Source organism: Arsukibacterium sp., from assembly GCF_033721375.1.
Taxonomy (GTDB): domain Bacteria; phylum Pseudomonadota; class Gammaproteobacteria; order Enterobacterales; family Alteromonadaceae; genus Alishewanella.
Genome location: NZ_JAWWAP010000006.1, coordinates 93,905 through 119,277, shown reverse-complemented (window position 1 = coordinate 119,277; position 25,373 = coordinate 93,905). Strand labels below are relative to the sequence as shown.

Genomic DNA, 25,373 nt, shown 5'->3' with positions numbered 1-25,373 from the left:
GTTGGATCAGGAGAATATAATGCTGTCGAGCTGGAGAAAGTACAGTTTTGGTGTGCGGTTGACCATCAGTATGGTTGGGCTGATTTTATTATCGATAATGGTGCTGACCAGCGTGGTTTTCATCGAATATAAAAATGCCCGTACTGAGGCAGTTCTGAGCAATTTGCAAAGTAACGGCAGTGCCAGTGCCGGGGCTTTTACTGACTGGCTGCTGGTGCGGCAGGAAGAAATGCGCTACCTGGCAGCATTAGCTCAGGTTCAGCAGGGTGATTTGGCGATGAGCACCAGCTTAATGCAGGCAATGGCTGAAAGTCAGGGCTACTATGACACTATTTTTGTGGTGGGCCAGGATGGCCGGGGCCGGGCAGGAGTAAGTTATGCCAATGGCCAGGCCAGGGTGTTGTCGTTATCTGAGGCAGCAGACTTCAACGTCGCCGACAGGGCCTGGTTTAAGCAGGCTATCGCCGGCCAGGATGCGTTCTCACAACCTATTGTGTCGCGGGCCACCGGGCAGAGAGTCAGCACTGTTGCTATTCCCATTCGCCAGAATGGTCAGGTGGTTGGGGTAATGCGGGGGGCTGTCCAGCTAAGTACAATTTTCGATAAGGTAAATGAGCTAAGCCATAACAGCTATACCGAAATTTATCTGCTGGATGCGGAGGGCGCCGCCATTACTGACGCCGCATCTTTACAGGGTGTCAGTGGAGCATTAAATACAGAAGCAGCCGAAGCAGTCAGAGCAAAGCAAAGCGGGGTGGGGCAGTACCAGAACGCGGCCGGAACCGATGTGTTTGGTAGCTATAACTATATACCGATGCTTGGCTGGTCACTGGTGCTGGAAAGCCGCGAAGCCGAAGCATTGAATGATGTAAAAGCCATGTTCTGGACGCTGTTAGTCATTTCACTGGTGGTTCTGTTTATCGCTGGCCTGATATGTATCTTGCTTGTGCGTGGTGTCACGAAATTACTTGGCGGCGAGCCCGAGTATGCTGCTGCAGCTGTGCATCAGGTGGCAGAGGGCGACTTGACTGCCGTGATAACACTTAAACCAGGCGATAAAAACAGCCTGCTGGCATCCATTGCCAGCATGCAGCAAAATCTGCGCAAGATGATTGGCCAGGTTGGAGACTACTCTGATCAGGTCGCTTCAGCAGCCACAGAACTGGCAAAGATTAACGAGCACACCCGCAGTGGTATTGAACAGCAGAACAGCGAAATTAATAGTTCTGCGGTGGCCATGAATCAGATGACCAGTTCGCTGGAAGAGGTATCGCGCAACACGCAACAGGCCGCACAGGCGGCAACAGCGGCGGAGCAGGAAACGGCTCATGGTCAGCAAATTGTCAGTACCACCTTAACTGATTTGAAAAAGCTGTCGGCAGAGGTAAGTAAAGCGTCAGAGATTATAAATTTACTGAAGCAGGATAGCGACCATATCGGCAGTATTTTGCAGGTCATTGAAAGTATTGCTGAGCAAACCAATTTACTTGCTTTAAATGCCGCCATTGAAGCGGCGCGGGCGGGTGAGAGCGGCCGCGGCTTTGCCGTAGTTGCCGATGAGGTGCGGACCCTTGCCAGCAGGACAAAGGACTCCACAACTGAAATAAAACAAATGATTGAGAAACTGCAAACCGGTACCGAAAGAGCAGTGAAAGCCAACCAGAGTAGCGAACACTCAGCCAAAGGAACTGCAGAAAGTGCCAGCAGCGCTGGCCAGGCTTTGTTTGCGATAAGTGAAGCCGTAGAGCTGATAAGTAGTACTGCACATCAGATAGCCAGTGCAACTGAGCAGCAAACAACGGTATCTCGGGATATTAACCAGAATATTCACCGGATCAGTGATGTCGCAGTGCAAAATAGCGAAAATGTTGTGCAGTCAGCCAAAGCCAGTGATGCACTTTCTGAACTGGCTGAGCAGCTACAGGAACTGGTGCGGCGGTTCAGACTTTAGTCGGTAGAATCTGTTTCAACGGGCAGAAAAGCCATACTTTCTGCCATTTTAGTGGGTAAACAGTGTCAGAGCCTGCTGATATCAAGGCTATCGACTAAAGGCTAGTAACCACGCCACTTCAGGTAGCACCAGTGGACAAAATTCTTGTCTCAGCAAGCGCATTGTGTAAAGATTCGGTTTTATAAATATTTGAATAATCCCAGAACACGAGGGTGTTGCTATGCGTATCATTTTGTTGGGGGCCCCGGGTGCCGGAAAAGGAACCCAGGCTCAGTTTTTAATGAATAAATATGGGATCCCGCAAATTTCAACCGGCGATATGTTGCGTTCAGCCATTAACGAGGGCTCTGAGCTGGGACTGGCTGCCAAAGAAGTGATGGATGCCGGACAATTGGTGTCAGACGACATTATTATTGGTCTGGTAAAAGAACGGATTGCCAAAGAAGACTGCCGCAACGGTTTCTTACTGGATGGCTTTCCGCGCACCATTCCACAAGCCGATGCAATGAGAGAAAACGGTGTTGTCGTTGATCATGTTATTGAGTTTGATGTTCCGGACGATGTGATTGTTGAGCGGATGAGCGGGCGTCGGGTGCATCCGGCGTCAGGTCGGGTTTATCATATAAAATATAATCCACCAAAAGTGGCTGGCAAAGATGATGAAACCGGTGAAGATCTGGTTATCCGTGCCGATGATGAAGAAGCAACAGTTCGCAAACGGCTGGCGATTTATCACGAACAAACCGAGTTGTTGGTTGGCTACTACCGGCATGCCGCAGCTGCGGGAGAAACCCAGTATCATTACGTTGATGGCACCAAGCCGGTAGATGAAATCAGTGCCACCCTGGTTAAGTTTTTAGACTGAACGGCAAACCGGTTGCCGGCTACAACGTTATTCAGATTTATAAAAAAGCCCTCAGATGAGGGCTTTTTTCTTCTAAAGACAATGATTTAACAGCGAGTTTCTACACTGCTTATCCGCTTAGCTGTTTACGGCAGTTTTTACCTTGTTGCTTTCTTGCTTAGTCGCATTGTCATCATTGACCAGTTGCGGCTGTTTAATATTGCCAATTGCAATTTTTCTCGGTTTTAACGCCTCAGGGACCTCCCGGACCAGTGCAATATGCAGCAAGCCATTCTCAAGTGAGGCGCCGGTTACTTTAACGTAATCTGACAGCTGGAACTTGCGTTCAAAATTACGTTCAGCGATGCCCTGATGGACAAAATGGCGACCATCATCCTTACTGTTTTTCTGACCTTGCACCACCAGGGTGTTATTTTCAGTTTCGATCGACAATTCCTGCTCGCTAAAGCCAGCAACAGCCATGGTGATGCAGTATTGATCTTCCCCGGTAACCTCAATGTTGTAGGGTGGGTAGGCCGGCTGTTTTTCATTACGCGCAGCGGCGTTCATCAGGTTTGCCAGATGGTCAAAACCAATAAAAGAACGGTAAAACGGAGTAAAATCTAAGTTGTTCATAGCCAAATCCTCTGTAGATAGCAAAATGGTTAGTAGTTACCCTTCAAATGAACGGGTTGTCAGCTAATCAGCAGATGCGCTGCCGACTTGCCTGAGCAGGTGCCTTATCAGGCCACCTGCTCAATAAATAAGGTTACTTAACTATTTTTCAAGAGAGGAAATATAAGTTTTTTTACTGCTCTTTTATGATTTTTTCTGTAATTCAGCCAGTGCTGCCAGGGCTGCATCGTAGTCGGGTTCCTGCGCCAGTTCGGGTACTAATTGTTGATAGCGTAATTTCCCTTCGCTATCAATCAATAAAATTGCCCGGGTCAGCAAGCCCATATCTTTAATCAGTAAACCATAATTGCTGCCAAAATCGCGCCATACTGCGTCTGACAACACCGCCATGTCAGCGACTTGCTCTTGCTGACAGTAGCGCTTCTGAGCAAAAGGTAGATCGGTACTTATCGTCAGCAAGACCACGTTTTCCGGCATATTGGCCACTTCGCTGTTAAAACGTTTGGTTTGCAGGGAACAGATACCGGTGTCGATACTCGGGACCACACTGATTAACAGTGTTTTACCGCGAAAATCACTTAACTGAACGGTTTTAAAGTTGTTGTCGACGACTTTAAAAGCCGGTGCCTGTTCGCCGGTTTTCAGCTCCGTTCCCAGTAATACAACTTGCTGATTACCTGCTTTTACTTCGCTGACTCTGCTGGTTAAATCAGCAGTGAGATCAATCGCCGATGCTGGTAGACTAAGGAGCGTTGCGCACAACAGGGTATGCAGCAATACAGGTTTTCTAAACTGAGTTAACATAGTGAATGTCCTAATTATCTGGAATTTAATGGTATTTAAACCAATAACGCAATTTATTTGCCACTACTGCTGTTATCAAAAGCAGTTTTGCGTCTATTATAAACAGACTGAGTATTAAAGTGAGTGCCCAATGACCACCGCAGTACTAATATGTGATGACTCGAATCTGGCACGTAAACAACTTGCCCGGATCTTACCACAGGACTGGCAGGACAGTGTCCATTTCGCCGGCCATGGTGCCGATGCTTTGGCAACCCTGAAGAAGGAGTCAATTGACTGGCTGTTTCTCGATTTGAACATGCCAATTATGGATGGCTATCAGGTATTAGCTGAGCTGAAGAAACGCCAGCTTAGTGTTAATGTTGTGGTGGTATCTGGTGATGTTCAACCCGAGGCGTATCAGCGGGTAATGGAACTGGGGGCTCTCGATTTTATTCGTAAACCAGTCGATGCTGCCAAACTTCAGGTTATTCTGCAAAGTGCCAGCTTACGTCAGCCTGAAAAAACACTGGTGCAGAGTAAGCGCAGCACCGATACCGAGCTTAACGCAGAAATGCGCGATGTGTTTCAGGAAATTACCAATGTAGCCATGGGCCAGGCCGGTGATTTACTGGCGAGGTTACTGAATGTATTTGTAAAACTTCCTATTCCTAACGTTAATGTGATTGAAGTCAGCGAATTGCATATGGCACTGGCATCGGTAGAACAACACTCGTCGACCTCTGCTGTATGTCAGGGGTTTATTGGCGGTGGTGTCGCGGGCGAAGCATTATTGATCCTGACTGACTCCAGTTTTAAAGATATTGCCAGCCTGCTTAATTTTCAGGGAGACTTAACTCCGTCAACTGAACTGGAATTACTGATGGATGTGGCCAATATTCTGATTGGTGCCGTGTTAAAAGGTATCGCTGAGCAACTCGATATGAGCTTTAGTCAGGGCCATCCGGTTGTACTTGGCCAGCATGCGCCGGTAAGCGAGCTAATTAAAGCCAACGCCCGGCGCTGGCGCAAAACACTGGCGATAGAGCTTAGTTACGGTATTGAAAACTATAATATTAACTGCGATTTACTGCTGTTGTTTACTGAAGACAGTGTTAAGACTATGAAGCAGAAAGTCGCTTTTTTACTGGAAGAATAACGATGAGTTTAACCAATGCCGAGTTCGATGTTTCTGAAATTCATTGGTTAATGGACATGTTCCAGACGGTGGATGTCGGGCTGGTGGTGTTAAACAGTGATTATCGGATCCAGGTCTGGAATGGCTTTATGGAAAGCCATAGCGGCTTGACGCCGCGACAGGTGAGGGAACGCTATTTATTTGATTTGTTTCCTGAAATTGATGAAGAATGGCTGCGCCGAAAGTGCGACCCGGTAATTTTACTTAAAAATCGGGCTTTTACTATCTGGGAGCAGCGGCCTTACATTTTTAAATTCAAGAATTACCGGCCGATTACCGGTAGTGCCGAATATATGTATCAGAACAGCACGATTTTTCCGCTAACAGACACCCGTGGTCAGGTTACCCATTTGTGTATCATAATTTATGATGTTACCGATGCGGCAGTCAGTCGTAGCGAGCTGGAATCGATGAATGGCCGCTTGCAGCAATTATCGAAAACAGATTTTCTGACTCAGCTCAGCACCCGGGGGCATTGGGAAGATGCACTGGTTCAGGAGTTTAACCGGCTGCAGCGTTACAGCCAGCATCACAGCACCTTGTTGATGTGTGATATTGATCATTTTAAACGGGTTAATGATACCTATGGCCATACTGCTGGCGATGAAGTGATCCGTAAAGTTGCCGATGTAATCAAGGCCAACATCCGGACAACAGATCTTGCCGGTCGTTATGGTGGTGAAGAGTTTGCGATACTGCTGGTGGATACCACGATGCAACAGGCACTGTGCCTGGCAGAACGGATCCGGCAACAAGTGGCCAATCTGACTATCCCGTATAATAGTACATCGCTTACTGTTACCATCAGTCTTGGCCTGGCCGAACGTGATGTCAGCATGCAGGAGCATCGTCACTGGATAGAGGCTGCAGACAAAGCCTTATATCAGTCGAAAGTGGATGGCCGCAATAAAGTCACCTGCCACCAGGCTGAAGACGAGTAAAACACCCACCATTGTTATCGCAGATATCCGGCACTCAGCTGGTGCGGGTGACCGGTTCCGGACAGCGTGCCAGCAGCTCACTACTGCCATCCTGATTACATTGTTCTAAAATGACTTCAAAACCCCATAAGCGATGTAAATGTTTCAGTACTTCCGCAGCATTTTTGGCTAACGGCACCCGTTGTTGCGGGATATAACGCAGGGTCAGGGCCCGGTCGGTATTTATATTGACGTTATACACCTGAATATTAGGCTCAATCTGACTTAAATTATATTGTGCTGACAGCATTTGCCGGATCCGTTGATAGCCTTCGGCATTATGGATAGCGCTGACTTCGAGGGTATTTGCTTCATCGTCGTCTATAATGGCAAACAAGTGAAAATCGCGGATGACTTTAGGCGACAAATACTGGCTGATAAAACTCTCATCTTTAAAGTTTTGCATGGCAAAGTGCAGGGTTTGCAACCAGTCACTGCCGGCAATATCCGGAAACCACTCCTTATCTTCAGCGGTAGGCCGCTCACAGATCCGCCGAATATCGGTAAACATCGCAAAGCCAAGGGCGTAGGGATTAATGCCGCTGTAATACTTGCTGTTGTACTCAGGTTGTGCCACCACATTGGTGTGACTGTGCAGCACTTCCAGCATAAAGCGGTCGCTGACTTTTCCCTCGTCATACAGGTGCTGCAAAATAGTGTAATGCCAGAATGTTGCCCAACCCTCATTCATTACCTGAGTCTGCTTCTGTGGATAAAAGTACTGCGAAATTTTCCGGACAATTCTGACAATTTCACGTTGCCAGGGCTTTAATAAAGGTGCATTTTTCTCGATAAAATACAATAAATTTTCTTGAGGTTCCGCCGGGAAACGGCTTAAACACTGCTCTTCAGTGGGGGCCTTAAGCGGGATAGTGCGCCATAAATCATTAACCTGACTTTGCAGGTAAGCTTCACGTTCTTCCTGGCGTTTCTGCTCAATCTCCAGTGAAATTTTCTGGGGCCGTTTATAACGATCCACCCCGTAGTTCATCAGCGCATGGCAGGAATCCAGCATATCTTCAACTTCGGTGATGCCATATTTTTCTTCACACTGACTAATATAGTTTTTGGCAAACACCAGATAATCAATAATGGAACCGGCATCGGTCCAGGTTTTAAACAAATAATTGTTTTTAAAAAAGGAATTATGGCCATAACTGGCGTGCGCCATCACCAGCGCCTGCATAGTTATGGTATTTTCTTCCATCAGATAAGCAATGCAGGGGTTAGAATTAATAACAATCTCATAGGCCAGCCCCATATACCCGCGTTTATAATTCTGCTCGGTCTGAATAAACTTTTTGCCATAAGACCAATGATGATAACCCAGCGGCATACCAACACTGGAGTAGGCGTCCATCATTTGCTCTGCAGTAATAACCTCAATTTGATTCGGATAAGTATCGAGCTGATAAAAAGCGGCTACCCGGGCAATCTCCCGATGATACTCCTCCAGCAAATCGAAGGTCCAGTCCGGGCCGTCGGCCAGGCATTGGGGCTGAGCTTTTGCTTTTGCCATAGTATCTCCTCAGGCAGCCTGCTTTTTAAAGAGCTGACGGAATACCGGGTAAATATCAGCCAGCTCCCGGATATGTTCTATTGCAAAATTATCATGCTGGGCCAGCAGCTTTTCATATTCCAGCCACAAACTTTGATGCGCCCGCGGCGTAATTTCAATGTAGGCATAGTAGCGCACCAGCGGCAGCAACTTATTGGCCAGCAGCGCGGCGCAGGGCGCACTGTCATCAGTCCAGTTATCGCCATCTGAGGCTTGTGCCGCATAAATATTCCACTGAGTCGGGTCGAACCGATCGGCTATTATCTGCTGCATCAGTTTTAAGGCCGACGATACGATAGTGCCACCTGTCTCCTGTGAGTAGAAAAATTCCTGTTCGTCGACTTCTTTGGCCTGAGTATGATGACGAATATAGACCACTTCAACATTCTTGTAGCTACGGCTTAAAAACAAATACAGTAAGATGTAAAAGCGTTTGGCCATATCTTTGGTCGCCTGATCCATCGAACCAGAGACGTCCATCAGACAAAACATGACGGCCTTACTGGTCGGTTCCGGCTTTTTCTGATAATTACGAAAGCGTAAATCAAAGCTATCGATAAAAGGTACTGCGGCAATGCTGGCTTTTAGCCTGGCGATTTGCTCCAGTAACGCCAGCCGTTGCTGTTGATCAGGTACCGGCTCAAGATCGAGCATTTGCAACTGTTGCTCCAGCTCAGCCAGCGTCACTTTTTTCCCCGCAGTCATCGCAACGCGTCTGGCCAGTGAGCCACGAAGCGAACGGACAATGTCAATATTGCTGGGTACGCCCTCGGCACGATAACCGGCTCTGACAGTTTTATACTGAACTAATTTATCCAGTTGATTCTTCCTGAGATTAGGCAGGGCCAAATCTTCAAACAGCAGGTCCAGATACTCATCTTTGGAAATAGAGAACACGAAGTCATCACTGCCTTCGCCGTCAGCACTGGCATCGCCCTGGCCAGCGCCACCTGAGCCGCCCTGAGGGCGGGGAATACGGTCACCCTCGCTAAACTGGTCGTTGCCCGGATGAATAATCTGCCGGCGGCCACCTTTACCCTGGTGAAAGAATGGCTCGGTAATGTCTTTATTGGGGATGGTAACGTTTTCACCGCTGCTGATGTCGGTAACGCTGCGCTCACTGATAGCGTCGGCCACAGCTTTTTTAATCTGCTGTTTATAGCGGCGGATAAAGCGCTGCCGGTTGACAGCGCTTTTGTTTTTGCCATTGAGTCGACGGTCAATAAAGTGCGCCATACTACCTCCGGCGTTATTGTGACTTGCGAACCCGCAAATACCATTCGGACAGCAGCCTGACTTGCTTACGGGTGTAGCCTTTCTCCATCATCCGGTTGACGAAATCATCATGTTTTTTCTGATCTTCTGTCGAAGTTTTGGCATTAAAGGAAATGACCGGTAACAGCTCTTCGGTGCTGGAAAACATTTTCTTTTCAATGACGGTCCGCAGTTTTTCATAACTGGTCCACAACGGGTTTTTGCCGTTGTTCTTGGCTTTGGCCCGCAAGACAAAGTTAACGATTTCATTGCGAAAATCTTTGGGGTTGCTGATCCCGGCCGGCTTCTCAATTTTCTCAAGTTCAGCATTCAGGGCAGCCCGGTCAAACAGCTGACCGGTTTCCGGATCACGGTATTCCTGATCCTGGATCCAGAAGTCGGCATAAATGACATAGCGATCAAAAATATTCTGACCATATTCTGAGTATGACTCCAGATAAGCTGTCTGAATTTCCTTACCGATAAATTCAATGTATTTCGGGGTAAGGTAGCCTTTCAGGTGCTCCAGATAACGCTCTGCCACGTCAGCGGCGAACTGTTCGCGTTCTATCTGCTGCTCCAGCACATAAAATAAATGTACCGGGTTGGCCGCCACCTCAGTGCTGTCAAAATTAAATACCCGCGATAATATTTTAAAAGCAAACCGGGTTGATAAGCCGGTCATGCCTTCATCCACGCCGGCATAGTCCCGATATTCCTGATAGGATTTCGCTTTCGGATCGGTGTCTTTTAAGCTTTCACCATCATACACCCGCATTTTGGAGTAAATACTGGAGTTTTCGGGTTGCTTCAGCCTTGAGAGCACGGCAAATTGCGCCAGTGAACTAAGAGTGCCAGGTGCACAGGGGGCGGCGCTTAGTTCACTATGCTCAAGTAATTTCTGGTAGATTTTTTTCTCTTCGCTTACCCGCAGGCAGTAAGGTACTTTTACAATGTAAACCCGGTCCAGAAAGGCTTCGTTATTTTTATTGTTCCGGAATGTTTGCCATTCTGACTCATTACTGTGTGCCAGAATAATGCCGTCAAACGGCAATGCGGCCAGGCCCTCAGTGCCGTTATAATTGCCTTCCTGGGTGGCAGTCAGCAGCGGGTGCAGCACCTTTATCGGCGCTTTAAACATTTCAACAAATTCCATCAAGCCCTGGTTTGCCCGGCATAACGCGCCTGAATAGCTGTAAGCATCGGGGTCATTCTGGGCGAAATGTTCTAACTTACGGATATCAACCTTGCCAACTAAGGCTGCAATATCCTGATTATTTTCATCACCCGGTTCGGTTTTAGCAATGGCAATCTGGTCGAGTATCGATGGATATTTTTTCACTACCCGGAACTGGCTGATATCGCCGTTATATTCATGCAACCGCTTGGTGGCCCACGGCGACAGGATATTGCGCAGATAACGCGGCGGAATTCCATATTCCTGTTGCAATAAGCGGCCATCTTCACCGGCATCAAACAGCGAAAGTGGATGGTCATAGACCGGCGAGCCTTTCAGGTAATAGATTGGAACCTGTTGCATCAGGTGCTTCAGCTTCTCCGCCAGCGACGATTTACCGCCGCCAACCGGGCCCAGTAAGTATAAAATTTGCTTGCGCTCTTCCAGGCCCTGGGCTGAATGTTTTAAATAAGAGACGATTTGTTCGATGGCATCTTCCATGCCGTAAAACTCGGAAAACGCCGGATAACGGGCGATAACCCTGTTAGAGAATAATCTGCTTAATTGCGGATCCTGCGCGGTGTCAATCAGCTCTGGCTCGCCTATTGCTAATAACAATCGTTCGGCCGAGGTGGCATAACAACTTTTGTCATCTTTACAAAGTGCCAGATACTCCTGAATACTGAATTCTTCTTCTCGGGTGGCCTCATATCGTGATTTGTAGTGCTCAAAAATGCTCATCTGCACCTCCAGCCATTGCTCGTGGGAAACCTGATCTCGCTGCTGTTGCTTTTAAGGTTAGACAGTAAAAATCATCTTTGCCTGCCTAATTCACCGAAAATAATCATATTTTTCGTTCAGCTTTTTATCATTACGTAACGCAGGCGTGCCGGGTTTGCTGCAGGGGACTGAAAAAGGGTAATGCTGAAAACAGAAACAGCAGATGGGAGGGGTAAAAAAATACCCGGCAGATGCCGGGTAGGGGATAAGCAATTAAGCAAGTTTCAGCTATAGCAATTACTTAGCGAAATTATCAGCAGCAAACTGCCAGTTTACCAGGGCCCAGAAGGCCTCGAGATATTTAGGACGGGCGTTACGATAATCAATATAGTAGGCATGTTCCCATAAATCTACAGTAAGGATTGGGGTAACAGCTGCATCCTGGATTGGTGTTGCGGCATTGCTGGTATTGACGATATCCAGACTGCCATCGGCTTTTTTAACTAACCAGGTCCAGCTTGAACCAAAGTTGTTTACTGCCTTGTCATTCAGTGCTTTTTGGAATTCAGCAAATGAACCCCATTTAGCATTAATTGCGTCGGCCAGCGCGCCAGTCGGCTCACCGCCACCATTAGGTGATAAGCAGTGCCAGTAAAAAGTGTGGTTCCAGACCTGCGCAGCGTTGTTAAATAAGCCACCGTCCGAACTGCGGATAATTTCTTCCAGAGATTTGCTGGCATTTGGTGTGTCTTTTACTAAACCGTTCAGTTTTTCAACGTAAGTATTGTGGTGCTTGCCATAATGGTATTCCAGGGTTTCTTCTGAAATATGCGGGGCTAAAGCGTCTTTTGGATAAGGTAATGCTGGTAATTCAAAGGCCATTGTTGTGCTCCGTTATCGTTGTTAAAGATGTCTGCATCGCGTAGACTACAAAACCTGACTAAATTACTCAAGTTTTAGACTATGTCAGTTTTTACGCTTAGCAAGCTGCGCCGGTTTGTTACGTCAGCCAGCGATTATTTTAAGTCATTATTATGATAGTAAAGCAGATATTGGGTTTTTTTTTGTGAACTCAAGTGGCGGTAGCGAAAGATAAGCGTAAAATGATTCAAATCATTAAGTTTCTGTCGAGGTGAAAATGGAGACGTTGGATAAAATTAAACAGCAAATTGCTGAAAACCCTATATTGTTATTTATGAAAGGCTCGCCTAAATTTCCCAGTTGCGGTTTTTCTGCGCAGGCCTCGCAGGCGCTAATCGCCTGTGGCGAACAGTTCGCCTTTGTCGATATTCTGCAGCATCCGGATATTCGCGCAGAGTTACCCAAATACGCGAACTGGCCGACTTTTCCTCAGTTATGGGTTGATGGCGAATTAATCGGTGGCTGCGATATTATTCTGGAAATGTTTCAGCGCGGCGAGTTGCAACCTATCATCAAGGAAACTGCAGCAAAAACGGCCAGCTCTGACGCGCCGGCAGACACGGAATAAGTGATAATCTGCTGGTGGCCTAACGAGCGTTAAAAAAACAGGGAGCCATGCTCCCTGTTTTTATTTGAAGTGCAAATTTAGTCTTCGTGTTCTTCGTGTTCTTCGTCATCTTCAGCTACAGCCAGCGGCCAGCCGCCAAGTTGCTGCCACTTATTGACAATAAAGCAGAATAACTCTGCAGTACGTTCAGTGTCATACAAGGCGCTGTGCGCTTCTTTACTGTCAAAGGCAATGCCGGCCTGCTGGCAGGCTTTGGCGAGCACTGTCTGGCCTAACGCTAATGCTGCCAGGCTGGTGGTATCAAAAGACACAAAGGCATGGAACGGCGAGCGCTTATAGTTGGTTCGGGCTATCGCTGCATTGACAAAACCCTGATCAAAAGCAGAGTTGTGCGCGACAATAACGGTACGCTGGCAACCGGCAGCTTTTTGCGCCTTGCGTACTGCTTTACAAATTTCAGTTAACGCCTCCCGCTCAGAAACTGCACCACGCAGCGGGTTAAAAGGGTCAATGCCATTAAAGGCCAGCGAACTGGCATCCAGATTGGCTCCTGCAAAGGGCTCAACATGGAAATGCAGCGTCTCACCTGGCATCAGCTTGCCATCGTCATCCATTTGCAGCAGATTTACCGCAATTTCCAGTAAGGCATCCGTCTGAGCATTAAAGCCTGCGGTTTCGACGTCGATAACCACAGGATAGTAGCCACGAAACCGTTGAGCGAGCAGGGAGGTTTTATCTGTCATAAGCCAACCATTAACCAAATCAGAGCGCATTATGCCAAAAAAAATTGCTAGCGTCTTGCATTCGGCACAGTGTTTGCTTATTAATCTGCAGTAGTCTGACTCGCCGAACCAGGCAGCAACGCTTAAGCCGGGCTGAAAACGTTGTAATTTTGTGACAGGGTAAAGTAAATGCATAATTATGCTTTAGTATTCATATCGTTAGCCTGCGCGCTGGCAAGTGGTAACAGCTATGCGGTGTCTCAGCAATTGCGTCAATATTCTGCCAGTATTGAGCAGTCAGCGTGGCAGCTGACAGAGAAAACCCCGCTACTCTGCCAGTTGGAGCACACTATTCCGAATTTTGGTAATGCCGTTTTCCAAAGCAAAGCCAGCAAAGCGCTTAATCTCAATTTTGAACTGAAGATGCTCAGGCTGCCGGATGCGTACAGTCTGGCTGAGGTGATGTCGATGCCACCGGCGTGGCGTGCGGGCGAGCCCGGGAAAAACCTGGCCAGCATGGCATTGTTAAAGCAGTTTAATGGCGAATTGCCGAAAAAAACCGCCTGGACGTTGCTGACTGAGTTAGAGCAGGGGTTCAGTCCGACCTTTTATTTTGCAGACTGGCATAGCCCCTATGATCATGTTGCCGCTAAACTCAATCCTGTGCAGTTTCCACCAGGTTATCAGGCTTTTACGGAATGCGTTGCCGCTCTGCTGCCCTACAGCTTTGAAGATATCGCCTTTACGGTACTGAGTTATGAATCGGGTAGTGATCAGCTGACCAGAGAATCAGAGCGACGGCTGAAGCAGATTGCTGAGTATTTGCAGCATGATCCGCAGATTGAGGCTATAGAGCTGCAAGGGTATACCGATAGCTATGGTGGGCGCTGGATGAATGAGCAGTTATCGGTAAAGCGGGCTGAAGCAATAAAGCAGTTTTTAGCAGCAGCAGGGATCGCCAATGAAAAAGTGCAGGTAGAGGGCTATGGTGAGCGACGCCATGTGGCGTCAAATCAAACCAGTCTGGGTCGGGCTACCAACCGGCGGGTGGTGTTACAAATGGCCAGACCCTAGTGGCAGCACTGCAGCTGGCATGTGCAGTAACTACTGCACCATAATATCAATCTGACGCCAGTCATTTTGTTCAGAGATCAGAATTCTGACCTGTTGCTGGTTTACCCGGTAATACAGATTTAAACGGCCATCCACTACACTACTGTTGTCGGGCTCTCCAAGCTGCTGGCGATAGAAATCCTGCAACTGTGCAACTGACTGCCGGCTGAAATAACTCAGCACTGCGGGCAGTTTATTTTCCAGCCTGGCGAATTCACGGGCGTCGGCCGTTAGCGGAACCTGATAAAAACTGTCGGCATTTACGCTGAAAGTGACAGCGGCAAACAGACTGGATACCAGTAACAAAGCTGAAGAACGCATTATATTTCCTTTTGAGCAGCGCGATAGTACGGCATAACCATAGCAAACTTCAGCAGAGTTTGACCAGCAATAACCGCTTGTCGTTATCAATAATTCTTACCCGGCTGAACGACTGATATTAGCTATTTTTCAGTCCTTTGCAGCTTTTTGATTAAAACGATCTGCTGCCAGGCTTGTCATATATAAGGTGCTGAGTGGCAGTGGCTGTTGAGTAAGCTGGCATGCCAGGGTTTCAGCCAGCAATGGTGCCAGCAAGATACCGCGCGCGCCCAGCCCGCCAAAAGCATACAAATTGTTATAATCAGCAATTTTGCCCAGTAAAGGCAGATGATCGGGCACGGTGGCCCGAAAAGCGGCTCGCGCAGCAGTGACTTTCGCATCTGCAAACCAGGCCGGTTGTCGCAACTGGCTGTTCACCAGCTCTAGATTTTCGGCATTGTCAGCTTCGGCAATAAATGCCGTGGCGGCGTTACGATCAAAGGTTGCACCTACTGCATGAGTCGCGCCGAGCGCAGGCGTAATATAGCCTTTATGACAAATTACCGTATTAAGTGGCTGCATACCGCTACTGGTAACATGACTAACCTGACCACGAACCCGGTTAACCGGTAAGTGCTGGCTGACGGTAAAGTTGGTGATATCGGCGCCATTGGCCAGTACTACATCTTTGTACCTGATGGCAGCGGAGTTGTCAGCAAACTGAAGTTGCCACCCTGCTGCAGGCTCCGTGTTATTGGCTTCGACAGTGGCCGGGGTTAGCGCACTGACCTTGCTGTTAAACCGCACCCGGAAGCATCCTGATTGCAGTAAATGTGTCAGCGCCGCCTGGCAAAACTGCTGAGGGCTTAACCAGCCGGCTTGCGGCAAAAAAATGCCGCCATGACTAAGCGCGACCCCGGCCAGGTTTGATGCCTGCTCCGCCGTTACCGGATAAACCAGCTCTGGTGGCCAGTTTGCCAGTGCTGCCAGTTTGTGCTGACGCTCTGCTAACGCCGGATTAGTTGCCAGATGCAATACCCCACACCACTGCATAGCGAATGACAACCCTTTAGCAGAGCATTGCTGATAAAAATGGCGGGCAAAGTAAAAAGCCTGACAATGCAACAGGCTGGCAAGCGAAGGGGCAGGGTGCAGGTTTGGGTAAACTGCCCCCTGCAGATTATGAGAAGCGCCTTGTGCCAAATCAGCGTCTGCACAAATCAGCTCAGTGCTCACACCTTTTTCGACTAACTGCAATGCCAGACAAACTGAGGCGATACCACCGCCGATAATGCACACTTTGTAATGCTCGTCCTGAGCGCGGTGTTCTGGCACAGCGGCAGGGGCCGTTTCGGGGAGACAGGTAGCAGTCAGCATTTCCCGTTTGCGGCCAAAGCCTTTGACTTTCTTTATGGCAAAGCCGCTTTGCTGCAGGCCGCGCTTCACCAGGCCTGCACAGGTAAAGGTGGCGACTGTTGTCTGGTTGTGACTAAGCCGGGCCATCTGAGCAAACAAACTTTGTTGCCACATATCCGGGTTCTTTCCGGGAGCAAAACCATCCAGAAAGAATGCATCGGCCTGATTATTCTCAGCTAATTGCGGCAGTAGTTCATTGACATCACCCAGCCATAAATCAAGCACAACAGTGCCGTTATCAAAAACCAGTCGGTGACAGCCGGGGATTGCCGGCGGGTATTGCGCGAGTAATTGCTCGCACAATCCGCTAAGCTCAGTATGGGTTTGCAGTGCTGTGCTAAGATCTGCCTGACTGAGAGGGTATTTTTCAAAGCTGGAAAAATATAATGTGCGACAGGCTGCTCCAGGTTGCTGCTGGCGAAATTGGCGGAAACGTTGCCAGCTTAGTAAAAAATTTGCACCGGTGCCAAAACCGGTTTCTATAATATGGAAAAACGTTGTGCTGGTGTGTTGCCAGCGCTCTGGCAAGCCATTTTGTTGTAAAAAAACATATTCCGTTTCTGCCAGACCACCGTCATTTGAAAAATAAATGTCGTCAAAATCAGTAGCAACAGGGGTACCCTGTTGGTTAAAGTGAATATTGGCGTGTTTCAGCGATTGCATCTTGGTGTCCGGCAGGAAAATCGGCTTGTAGTTTACCTCAAGCTGACGCAAAATTAAAAAAGAGTACAGCTGTACGCTGAAAGCTGACCAGTTTTGACTGCAAAGTCCGTACAATAGCCGCAACCAAATTAATTTCGCTGCCGCCAGGCAGACATGGGAGTAAGCATGAAAAGAGCCGTTATCACTGGTATAGGTATTGTTTCAAGTATTGGCAATAACCAGGCAGAAGTGCTGGAATCGTTAAAGGCAGGCCGCTCAGGTATTACTGCTTCAGAAGAGTTTGTTGAATTTGGATTACGCTCGCAGGTGTGGGGCAATATTAAAATGAACCCGGCTGAGCACATTGATCGCAAAGCTATGCGCTTTATGGGTGATGCCGCTGCCTACGCTTATATTGCCATGCAGGAAGCGATGACTGATGCAGGGTTAAGCGCTGAGCAAATTTCCGATCCGCGGGTTGGCCTGGTAGTAGGCTCAGGTGGCGCATCGTCCAAGACGCAGATCGAAGCGGCCGACACCCTGCGTGAAAAAGGCGTGAAGCGGGTTGGACCTTATGCGGTGCCAAAGACCATGTCGAGCACCTGTTCAGCCTGTCTTGCTACGCCTTTTAAGATTAAAGGCGTTAACTATTCTATCAGCTCAGCCTGTGCGACCAGTGCCCACTGTATTGGCCACGCTGTTGAACTTATTCAGCTTGGTAAGCAGGATGTAGTTTTCGCTGGTGGTGGTGAAGAAGTGCACTGGACGCTGGCAATGGAATTTGATGCGATGGGCGCCTTATCCAGCCGCTATAATGAAACACCGGAACTGGCATCCCGCACCTATGATGCAGAACGTGATGGTTTTGTGATCAGTGGCGGTGGCGGTATTGTTGTGGTCGAAGAACTGGAGCATGCCCTGGCTCGTGGCGCCACGATTTATGCTGAAGTAGTGGGTTATGGCGCAACATCTGACGGCTATGATATGGTTGCGCCAAGCGGTGAAGGCGCGGTGCGCTGTATGGAAATGGCGATGCAGGGCGTCTCTGCGCCGGTTGACTATGTCAATACTCATGGTACCAGCACCCCGGTAGGCGACGTTAAAGAGCTGGCGGCGATTCAGCAGGTTTTCGCCGGGAAATCGCCGGCAATCAGCGCTACCAAAGCAATGACAGGCCACGCGCTTGGTGCTGCCGGTGTTCACGAAGCCATTTATTCGCTGCTAATGATGAAGCATGACTTTATTGCACCTTCAATCAATATCAGTAAGCTGGATGAAGCGGCAGCAGGGCTTAATATTGTTACCGAAACGAAACCGGCAACCTTGAATACTATTATGTCGAACAGTTTCGGCTTTGGTGGCACTAATGCAACCTTAGTGATGCAACGTTATCGCGCCTGAAGTAAGTTAAGTAGCAGACGATGTTGAATATGCTGTGGTGAATATGCGGTGCTGAATACGCGGTGCTGAATATAGTATGCTGAAAAAGCCAGACGAAATACCGTCTGGCTTTTTGTTTTTTTGCTAGACTGCGCCAGTGGTGCGATAACTGCCGAATGATAAGGCTGAAACAAAAAATACCGAGGGATGAAAGTATAAGCTGATGAAAATATACGCTGATGAAAATATGCCGCTGGTCGCCGACTTTTTTGGCCATTTGGGGCCGGTAACCCTGTTCAACGGTCGCAGGGTCAGTGCCGCTGACCTTGCTGATGCTGACGTGCTGCTGGTCCGTTCGGTGACTCAGGTTAATCAGGCATTACTGGCAGAAAATAAAGGATTACAGTTTGTCGGCACGGCGACCATAGGAATGGATCACATTGACCAGGCTTATCTGGCGGCGCGTAATATCAGCTTTAGTTCAGCGCCGGGCTGCAATGCCCAGTCAGTTGTGGAGTATGTGTTAAGTGCCATCTGGCATCTGGCCGAAAAATACCAGTGGCATCTGAGCAGCAAAATCCTTGGTATTGTCGGGGTAGGGCATATCGGCCAACGGTTGGCTGAAGCTGCCGCGGCACTGAATATTAAGGTGTTGTTGTGTGATCCGCCCCGTGCTGCGGTCGAACCTGATTTTAATCACACCGATTTTACTGAGTTATGTCGGCAAGCCGATATCATCAGTTTTCATACTCCCATGGTGGCAACCGGCCCGGCGCCCAGCTGGCATTTAATCAATGCAGCAAGCCTGGCCCTGTTAAAACCGGGTTGTGCGCTGATTAACGCATCCCGCGGCGCCGTTTTCGACAATCAGGCATTGTTGCAGACGCTGAAAACACAACCCAGACCGGTGGTGTTGGATGTCTGGGAGCAGGAACCGGACATACTGCACGAGTTGCTGCCATATCTGGATATTGCAACCGCGCATATTGCCGGCCATAGCATTGAAGGGAAAGCCCGGGGCACTGCAATGCTGTATCAGCGGCTTTGTCAGCAGCTTAATCAGGCTCCGCAGCGCCAGCTTAGCGGACTACTGCCAGTACCCGCAGTGGAAAAAGTACAGATATCTGATAATTTTGGGCTTCCAGATGTCCAAAATCTGGCGCGAATGTTATATGATGTGCGGCGGGATGATGCGTTATTCCGTTTTCATATCCAGCGAGAAGGGTTTGACTGGCTGCGAAAGTCTTATCCGCCGCGACGAGAATTCAGTTCGGTACAGCTTATGGGCAGTAAGATACCGCACTGGATGGCGCAGTTAGGCTTTACAAGTCAGTAAAAAGAGGTTCAGGCATGGCATCGCAATATAATGTAGCAATTTTAGGCGCAACGGGTTTGGTTGGGCAGCATTTGATTGAAATTCTGGAGCAACGAGATTTTCCGGTGGCGCAGCTGTTTCCGCTGGCAAGTAGTCGCTCTGCCGGTGGTACGGTGACCTTTAAAGGTAAAAAAATAACAGTACTGGATGCGGATAGCTTTGACTGGAGTCAGGCGCAAATCGGCTTATTCTCAGCAGGTGGCAGTGTTTCTGCAATGTATGCCCCCAAAGCGGCCGATGCGGGCTGCGTGGTGATTGATAACACATCACACTATCGCTATGAGGCCGATATTCCGTTAGTGGTGCCGGAAGTGAATGCCTCGGCTATCGCCGATTTTCGCAATCGCAACATTATTGCTAACCCGAATTGTTCTACTATTCAGATGTTAGTGGCTTTAAAGCCGATTTATGATGCAGTGGGAATAAGCCGGATTAACGTTGCAACCTATCAGTCGGTAAGTGGTGCCGGCCAGGAAGCGCTGGATGCGCTGGCGCAGGAAACGGTACAGTTAATGAATGGCCGGCCGCTGGAAGGTGAAGGTCAGTTTGCCCGCCAAATCGCTTTTAATGTAATTCCGCAAATTGATGTATTCCTGGATAACGGCTACACCAAAGAAGAAATGAAGATGCACTGGGAAACCCAGAAAATTTTTGCTGACAGCAGCATTGCAGTAAATGCCACTGCGGTAAGAGTGCCGGTGTTTTATGGCCATGCAGAAGCTGTTCATATTGAAACCCGCATGCCGATTACTGTTGAACAGGCCAAGGCGCTGTTAGCAGATGCGCCAGGGGTTGTCCTGTTAGACGACAACGCCGATTTCCCGACCCAGGTTTGCAGTGCAACCGGCAAGGATGAGGTATTTGTTGGTCGGGTTCGTCAGGATATTTCGCATGAAAATGGTCTGAACCTGTGGGTGGTGGCTGACAATATTCGAAAAGGCGCTGCGACAAACAGCATTCAGATTGCTGAACATCTTATTCGCGATTACCTGTAATATTCTTTTTGTAACCAGCTGTAAAAGAAGGCTCCTGCGGGAGCCTTTTTTCTGGTTTAGGTTTATGCTGGTAACAACGCCGTTACTGTTTTATATTTTGCTGGCCACTGCTTGCTAGTTTTTGCTCTTCCAATATTGGAACAGTGTTTGCATGTTTTTTCATATTGATACCTTTATGCTGTAAAAAAGCATAAATCAGCTTTAGTTTCCCGGGTAAGGAAAGGTAATGCCACTTCGTCTGTTGTCTTTATTGTTGTTTGTCAATTTCTCGACGCTGCTGGCGGGCGTTGCGCTGGCCGATGAACCGGTATCTACGCCTTTACGGGGGCCAAAGAGTACTGATACCGCCCTGATGCAGCGCCAGTTGGGGCCACTTAGCGGAACTGATACCCTGTGGCGCATTGCGGAGCAGGTCAAGCCGGCAACGGCAGATGTCAGTACCTATCAGGTGATGTATGCCATTTATCTGAAGAATCCGGATTCGTTTATTGATGGCAATCTTAACCATTTGCGTCCGGGTTCAACCTTGCAGTTGCCTAATCTGCAAGAGATCAGGGCAATTGACAATGCTATTGCCCGCGCTAAATCGGACTCTGATGATAAGGCCTGGGCAGCGCGAACTAAAGCGGCCAGTCAGGCCACTGCAACACAACGCGGCAACCAGCAGATTGCAACACCTGCTGTGTCCGCCGAACAATTGCAGGAGCTTACTGAGTTAAAAGATCAGTTTGGTAATTCATTGCTGATGATTGAAGCAATAGCCAGAGAAAATAACCAACTGAAAGCCACCTTGTCCCAGGTTCAAACCGAGTTGCTGGCACTGCAGCAACAATTGGGCGAAGACAGCACTTTACAGCAACAGTTAAATACCGTGTTGCAGCAGCAAGCCGATATTCTTGCGGCGCAAAAAGCGCAGGAGCAAAAAGCAGCAGAAGCCGCTCAGACCCTGGCTGCTGAACAGGAGCAGAGCGCTGCTTTTCTTAATAATCCGCTGGTATGGGTGCTGGCTGCGTCAATTCCAGCACTATTAATGCTGCTTGGGGTGGTGGTTTTGCTAAAACGACGTGGCCAGCAAACCGAAGCCGCTGTAGAGGCGGCCAATAGTGCAGCAGCGCCGCCGGCTGACTATAAATCACCTTTGCCGCCGCTTGATGACAACAATGATCTGGACGACAGCGGTTTGTTCGATATAGATGAAAGCCTGCTGGATGATACGTTTGCTGATAGTGGCGATTTTGCCGGAACTGAAATACTGGACGATAGCCTGCCTGACTTTAGCGATGATAAGTTGCTGGATGATGACGCGCTGCTGGACGATGATATTTTGCTGGACGATGACAGCTTACTGGCAAATGGCGGCAGCGGCCCGGCAGCAGATAACGATTTGCTGGACGATGTGCTGGCAACCCCAGAATTAGCGGATGATGCGGCCAAAACTGAGTTTGATGCGAATAATATTCTGTCAGACAGCGATTTGAATGCGTTGCTGTCAGCCGAAGATGATGACGACGCCATTATTTCGCTGGATGACGATGATCTGGATCTGGCTTCAGCAGATAACGAACAGTTTACTATTGATACCGAACATGATCTTACTGATGACGCAGCGCAGGCCGGCGCCAGCACTGAAACAGATGAGGAAATAATAGATCTGGATGAAGATGCGTCTGAGCAGGATAACCACAGCGAGTTGACAGAGCTGGCACAACCGCAGGAAACAGCAGAGTATCAGCTGGATGACACTGATGTTGTTGCCGAAGATATTGCAGACGATGATTTACTTGAAGAAATTGAGCTGGATGTGCCGGATGAGCCTGAAGACAAGGTATCATTTTCTGCGGTGGAACAGCAGCCCGGGCCAGACGACGTTCAATCTGAAGATGCACTGGTGCCAGACGAAAGCGATGCTGAACAGATCCTGGTCGAGACTGACAACAGCAGTGAGCAGTTAATCAGTGAGTATGTTAGCACTGACAGCGAGGAGTTAACCGACAGCCAGATTGCCAATATGGTGGAAGACGAAAGCTTTGATCGCACCGAGCTTGATGCATTTGCTGAAGCGTTGGCATTGGAAGGAGGCGAACAGGTAAAAGGGGCTGACTCTATTGAAGACGACCAGGCATCGGAGTTACTGAGCGCAGAACTTGATGAACTGCTGCAACAGGTTGAAGCGGTAGACCCCGGGCTTGCCGAATCCAACACTGATGAGCAGATAAATTCAGATACGCCGTTTGAAGCGGATGAAACTGCGGATGAGCTTGCTGACGATACCTATATTACGGTGGATAGCGAAGGCCCTGACTTACAACATCACGAGGATGACTCAGTAACCAAACCGTCGGAAGCTGCGTTATCTGTGGAGAATCCCAGCAAAATGCTGGAGAGTTACCCGGAGCTTGAGCTGAGTGACGAAGATTTTAACGGTGAGCATCTGGTGCCCGATGAAGATTCGGTCAGTGTCGATATTGCAGCGGCCGATACAGACGCAGATCAAGGTTTGGCGAAACTAGACGATAGCCAGTTTGATAATCTGTTGACTGAGCTTGAAGCGATGGCCCAGACCACCGCCAGTGACAGCGAAGAGTTAAGTCTGGATGTTGATGCGGTGTTTAGTCCGGCGCTGGAAGATGAAGATACTATTGCCTTATCTGATGCTGATTTTGTTGAGATTGATAATTTACTCGCCAGCAGCGAACAGATACAGGAAGATGACGGCAGGTTTGAACAGCTGAACGTTGATGTCGGTCTGGATGAATTTGCAGATGTTATTGGCAATGACAATCCACAGGATGTTGATGCTGAAGATAATGGTTTTGCGGCAAAGCTTGATCTGGTGCGGGCGTACATTGAGATTGATGACCTGGAAAGTGCCAGTCAGATTATTGCTGAGGTGCTTGATTCTGACGCCCCTGAGCATGTAAAAACCGAAGCTAAAGCGCTGCAGCAAAAAGCGCAATAAATTGTTGAACCAGTCAGGCTATTGCCGGGCTGCTATCGGGAGTGCTCTGCGGTATAATCATCGCAGTTTTTCAGAGGGCACCCCATGCGAGTAGCTTTAGGTATTGAGTATGACGGCACTGGTTTCTTTGGCTGGCAGCGCCAGCGAGAGGTAAACAGTGTGCAACAGGAGTTGGAGACAGCGCTGGCGACAGTGGCAAACAGTCCGGTGGAAGTTTTTTGTGCCGGCCGCACCGATGCAGGTGTGCATGCAACGGGTCAGGTTGTCCATTTTGATACTGACGCCTTGCGCGATGAGAAAGCCTGGATCATGGGAACTAACAGCCAGTTGCCTGATCAAATTGCGGTTCGCTGGGCTAAACCGGTAGCGGACGACTTTCATGCCCGCTTTAGTGCCACTGCCCGCCGCTATCGCTACATTATCTGTAATCAGAAATACCGGCCGGCGATATTACGCTCTGGGCTTAGTCATTATCATCAGCAGCTGGATATCAGCCTGATGCAGCAGGCAGCACCTGCCTTAATTGGTGAACATGATTTTAGTGCGTTCCGGGCTGTGCAGTGCCAGTCAAAAACGCCTTTTCGTAATATTCACCATCTGCAGTTAAGCCGGGTAGGCGACTATCTGGTTTTAGATATTAAAGCCAATGCTTTTTTACATCATATGGTACGCAATATTACCGGCAGTTTGCTGGAAATTGGTATGGGGCGAAAACCTGTCGGTTGGCTTGGTGAGTTATTGCAAAGCCGCAACCGCAATCTGGCAGCGGCCACAGCAAAACCTGGCGGCCTTTATCTGGTTGCCGTTGACTACCCGGAACACTATGCAATCCCTGCAGCTGCACCGGGCCCATTATTCTTATAATGGCTGCTAAGACCAGTTTTTTATATTCTGTATGCCGCTGTTTATGCTTTAATAGCGCCCGTTTAGTTTTATTTCGGCGTTTTTTGACGTATTTTGTCTACTCTTAGGTCTAACGTCTGTTACCTGTTGATAGGAATGCATTATGAGTTGGTTAGAAAAAATCCTGCCCAGAACCTCCACCTCGGCGCGCCGTAATATTCCCGAGGGAGTCTGGACCAAATGCAGCGCCTGTGACGCTGTGTTATACAAAGCCGATCTGGATCGCAACTTAGGCGTTTGCCCGAAATGTGATCACCATATGCGGGTAAATGCCCGTACCCGGCTGAGCCACTTTTTTGACAGCCATTCCACCACCGAACTCGCCGCTGAGCTTGAACCCCAGGATCTGCTGAAATTTAAAGACAGCAAGCGGTATAAGGATCGGATCACGGCAGCCCAGAAGCAAACTAACGAAAAAGACGCGATGATTGTCATGCACGGTACCTTGCACGGTATGCCAATGGTTGCCGCCTCGTTTGAATTTGAGTTTATGGGGGGCTCAATGGCATCTGTTGTCGGTGCCAAGTTTGTCGCCGGGGTAGAGTATGCGCTTACCCATAAAGTGCCTTTTGTCTGTTTTTCAGCCAGTGGTGGTGCACGGATGCAGGAAGCGCTGTTCTCATTAATGCAGATGGCGAAAACCTCTGCCGCGCTGGCAAAGCTGAGCGAGCAGGGTTTACCCTATATTTCTGTGCTTACCGACCCGACCATGGGCGGCGTTTCAGCCAGTTTAGCGATGCTGGGCGATATTAATATTGGTGAACCTAAAGCATTGATTGGTTTTGCCGGACCGCGGGTTATTGAGCAGACCGTGCGGGAAAAATTACCGGAAGGGTTCCAGCGTAGTGAGTTTTTGCTTGAGCATGGTGCCATTGATATGATTGTTGACCGGCGGAAAATGCGCGATACAATTGCCCGCCTTGTTGCCAAGTTTATGCAGCTGCCGGCGCCGGTATCCGAGCACGACGCTGCTTAGGA

Annotated in this window: 21 protein-coding genes; 12 read left to right on the top strand and 9 right to left on the bottom strand. The window is 48.7% G+C overall.

Annotated elements, in window-relative coordinates; translation table 11 throughout:
- Window positions 1-19: 19 nt before the first annotated feature.
- Together R3187_RS10685 and adk are read left to right on the top strand one after the other, a co-directional pair.
- The gene (locus R3187_RS10685; RefSeq protein ID WP_318966990.1) at window positions 20-1,951 is read left to right on the top strand and encodes a methyl-accepting chemotaxis protein; all 1,932 of its coding nucleotides are present in this window, start codon (window positions 20-22) and stop codon (window positions 1,949-1,951) included.
- Between the two features lie 220 nt (window positions 1,952-2,171).
- The gene (gene adk, locus R3187_RS10680; protein WP_318966988.1) at window positions 2,172-2,816 is read left to right on the top strand and encodes an adenylate kinase; all 645 of its coding nucleotides are present in this window, start codon (window positions 2,172-2,174) and stop codon (window positions 2,814-2,816) included.
- Between the two features lie 117 nt (window positions 2,817-2,933).
- Here adk and R3187_RS10675 read toward each other — a convergent pair whose 3' ends face one another.
- Together R3187_RS10675 and tpx are read right to left on the bottom strand one after the other, a co-directional pair.
- The gene (locus tag R3187_RS10675; RefSeq protein ID WP_318966986.1) at window positions 2,934-3,431 is read right to left on the bottom strand and encodes an Hsp20 family protein; all 498 of its coding nucleotides are present in this window, start codon (window positions 3,429-3,431) and stop codon (window positions 2,934-2,936) included.
- A 183-nt stretch (window positions 3,432-3,614) separates the two neighbouring features.
- The gene (gene tpx, locus R3187_RS10670) at window positions 3,615-4,235 is read right to left on the bottom strand and encodes a thiol peroxidase (protein ID WP_318966984.1); all 621 of its coding nucleotides are present in this window, start codon (window positions 4,233-4,235) and stop codon (window positions 3,615-3,617) included.
- Window positions 4,236-4,365: 130 nt separating this feature from the next.
- Here tpx and R3187_RS10665 point away from each other — a divergent pair, with 130 nt between their 5' ends.
- Window positions 4,366-5,373 carry a response regulator gene (locus R3187_RS10665; protein WP_318966981.1) on the top strand — a complete coding sequence of 336 codons (1,008 nt, stop codon included), beginning with the start codon at window positions 4,366-4,368 and terminating at the stop codon, window positions 5,371-5,373.
- A 2-nt stretch (window positions 5,374-5,375) separates the two neighbouring features.
- Complete coding sequence (locus R3187_RS10660; RefSeq protein ID WP_318966979.1) at window positions 5,376-6,353, top strand: diguanylate cyclase; 978 nt, start codon at window positions 5,376-5,378, stop codon at window positions 6,351-6,353.
- Between the two features lie 34 nt (window positions 6,354-6,387).
- Here R3187_RS10660 and R3187_RS10655 read toward each other — a convergent pair whose 3' ends face one another.
- The 4 genes from R3187_RS10655 to sodB all read right to left on the bottom strand — a co-directional run bounded on the left by R3187_RS10655 (window position 6,388) and on the right by sodB (window position 11,983).
- On the bottom strand, window positions 6,388-7,911 hold the full coding sequence (locus tag R3187_RS10655) for a SpoVR family protein (protein WP_318966977.1): 1,524 nt from the start codon (window positions 7,909-7,911) through the stop codon (window positions 6,388-6,390).
- 9 nt (window positions 7,912-7,920) lie between these two features.
- On the bottom strand, window positions 7,921-9,186 hold the full coding sequence (locus R3187_RS10650) for a YeaH/YhbH family protein (protein ID WP_318966975.1): 1,266 nt from the start codon (window positions 9,184-9,186) through the stop codon (window positions 7,921-7,923).
- Between the two features lie 13 nt (window positions 9,187-9,199).
- On the bottom strand, window positions 9,200-11,122 hold the full coding sequence (locus R3187_RS10645; protein WP_318966973.1) for a PrkA family serine protein kinase: 1,923 nt from the start codon (window positions 11,120-11,122) through the stop codon (window positions 9,200-9,202).
- Between the two features lie 276 nt (window positions 11,123-11,398).
- A complete protein-coding gene (sodB, locus tag R3187_RS10640; RefSeq protein ID WP_318966971.1) occupies window positions 11,399-11,983 on the bottom strand; it encodes a superoxide dismutase [Fe] in 585 nt (194 codons plus the stop codon).
- Between the two features lie 256 nt (window positions 11,984-12,239).
- Between sodB and R3187_RS10635 the strand changes: the two genes are divergently transcribed.
- Window positions 12,240-12,590, top strand: coding sequence for a Grx4 family monothiol glutaredoxin (locus R3187_RS10635; protein WP_318966969.1), 351 nt, complete (start codon window positions 12,240-12,242; stop codon window positions 12,588-12,590).
- 77 nt (window positions 12,591-12,667) lie between these two features.
- Here R3187_RS10635 and rnt read toward each other — a convergent pair whose 3' ends face one another.
- Complete coding sequence (rnt, locus tag R3187_RS10630) at window positions 12,668-13,333, bottom strand: ribonuclease T (protein ID WP_318966967.1); 666 nt, start codon at window positions 13,331-13,333, stop codon at window positions 12,668-12,670.
- A gap of 168 nt (window positions 13,334-13,501) precedes the next feature.
- Between rnt and R3187_RS10625 the strand changes: the two genes are divergently transcribed.
- Window positions 13,502-14,386, top strand: coding sequence for a flagellar protein MotY (locus R3187_RS10625; protein ID WP_318966965.1), 885 nt, complete (start codon window positions 13,502-13,504; stop codon window positions 14,384-14,386).
- Window positions 14,387-14,416: 30 nt separating this feature from the next.
- Here R3187_RS10625 and R3187_RS10620 read toward each other — a convergent pair whose 3' ends face one another.
- Both R3187_RS10620 and mnmC read right to left on the bottom strand, forming a co-directional pair.
- The gene (locus tag R3187_RS10620) at window positions 14,417-14,746 is read right to left on the bottom strand and encodes a hypothetical protein (protein ID WP_318966963.1); all 330 of its coding nucleotides are present in this window, start codon (window positions 14,744-14,746) and stop codon (window positions 14,417-14,419) included.
- Between the two features lie 129 nt (window positions 14,747-14,875).
- Window positions 14,876-16,804, bottom strand: a complete 1,929-nt coding sequence (mnmC, locus tag R3187_RS10615) for a bifunctional tRNA (5-methylaminomethyl-2-thiouridine)(34)-methyltransferase MnmD/FAD-dependent 5-carboxymethylaminomethyl-2-thiouridine(34) oxidoreductase MnmC (protein ID WP_318966961.1) — start codon at window positions 16,802-16,804, stop codon at window positions 14,876-14,878.
- Between the two features lie 165 nt (window positions 16,805-16,969).
- On the opposite strand from mnmC, the gene fabB reads away from it, so the two are divergent.
- The 6 genes from fabB to accD all read left to right on the top strand — a co-directional run bounded on the left by fabB (window position 16,970) and on the right by accD (window position 25,371).
- Window positions 16,970-18,184 (top strand): beta-ketoacyl-ACP synthase I, encoded by a 1,215-nt coding sequence (fabB, locus tag R3187_RS10610; protein WP_318966959.1) that lies wholly within the window; start codon window positions 16,970-16,972, stop codon window positions 18,182-18,184.
- Between the two features lie 202 nt (window positions 18,185-18,386).
- Complete coding sequence (locus tag R3187_RS10605; protein WP_318966957.1) at window positions 18,387-19,499, top strand: 4-phosphoerythronate dehydrogenase; 1,113 nt, start codon at window positions 18,387-18,389, stop codon at window positions 19,497-19,499.
- A gap of 14 nt (window positions 19,500-19,513) precedes the next feature.
- A complete protein-coding gene (locus R3187_RS10600; RefSeq protein ID WP_318966955.1) occupies window positions 19,514-20,533 on the top strand; it encodes an aspartate-semialdehyde dehydrogenase in 1,020 nt (339 codons plus the stop codon).
- A 226-nt stretch (window positions 20,534-20,759) separates the two neighbouring features.
- Window positions 20,760-23,492 (top strand): FimV/HubP family polar landmark protein, encoded by a 2,733-nt coding sequence (locus tag R3187_RS10595; RefSeq protein ID WP_318966953.1) that lies wholly within the window; start codon window positions 20,760-20,762, stop codon window positions 23,490-23,492.
- An 84-nt stretch (window positions 23,493-23,576) separates the two neighbouring features.
- Window positions 23,577-24,356 carry a tRNA pseudouridine(38-40) synthase TruA gene (truA, locus tag R3187_RS10590; protein ID WP_318966951.1) on the top strand — a complete coding sequence of 260 codons (780 nt, stop codon included), beginning with the start codon at window positions 23,577-23,579 and terminating at the stop codon, window positions 24,354-24,356.
- Window positions 24,357-24,498: 142 nt separating this feature from the next.
- Window positions 24,499-25,371 carry an acetyl-CoA carboxylase, carboxyltransferase subunit beta gene (gene accD / locus R3187_RS10585; RefSeq protein ID WP_318966949.1) on the top strand — a complete coding sequence of 291 codons (873 nt, stop codon included), beginning with the start codon at window positions 24,499-24,501 and terminating at the stop codon, window positions 25,369-25,371.
- The last annotated feature ends 2 nt before the right edge of the window (window positions 25,372-25,373 follow it).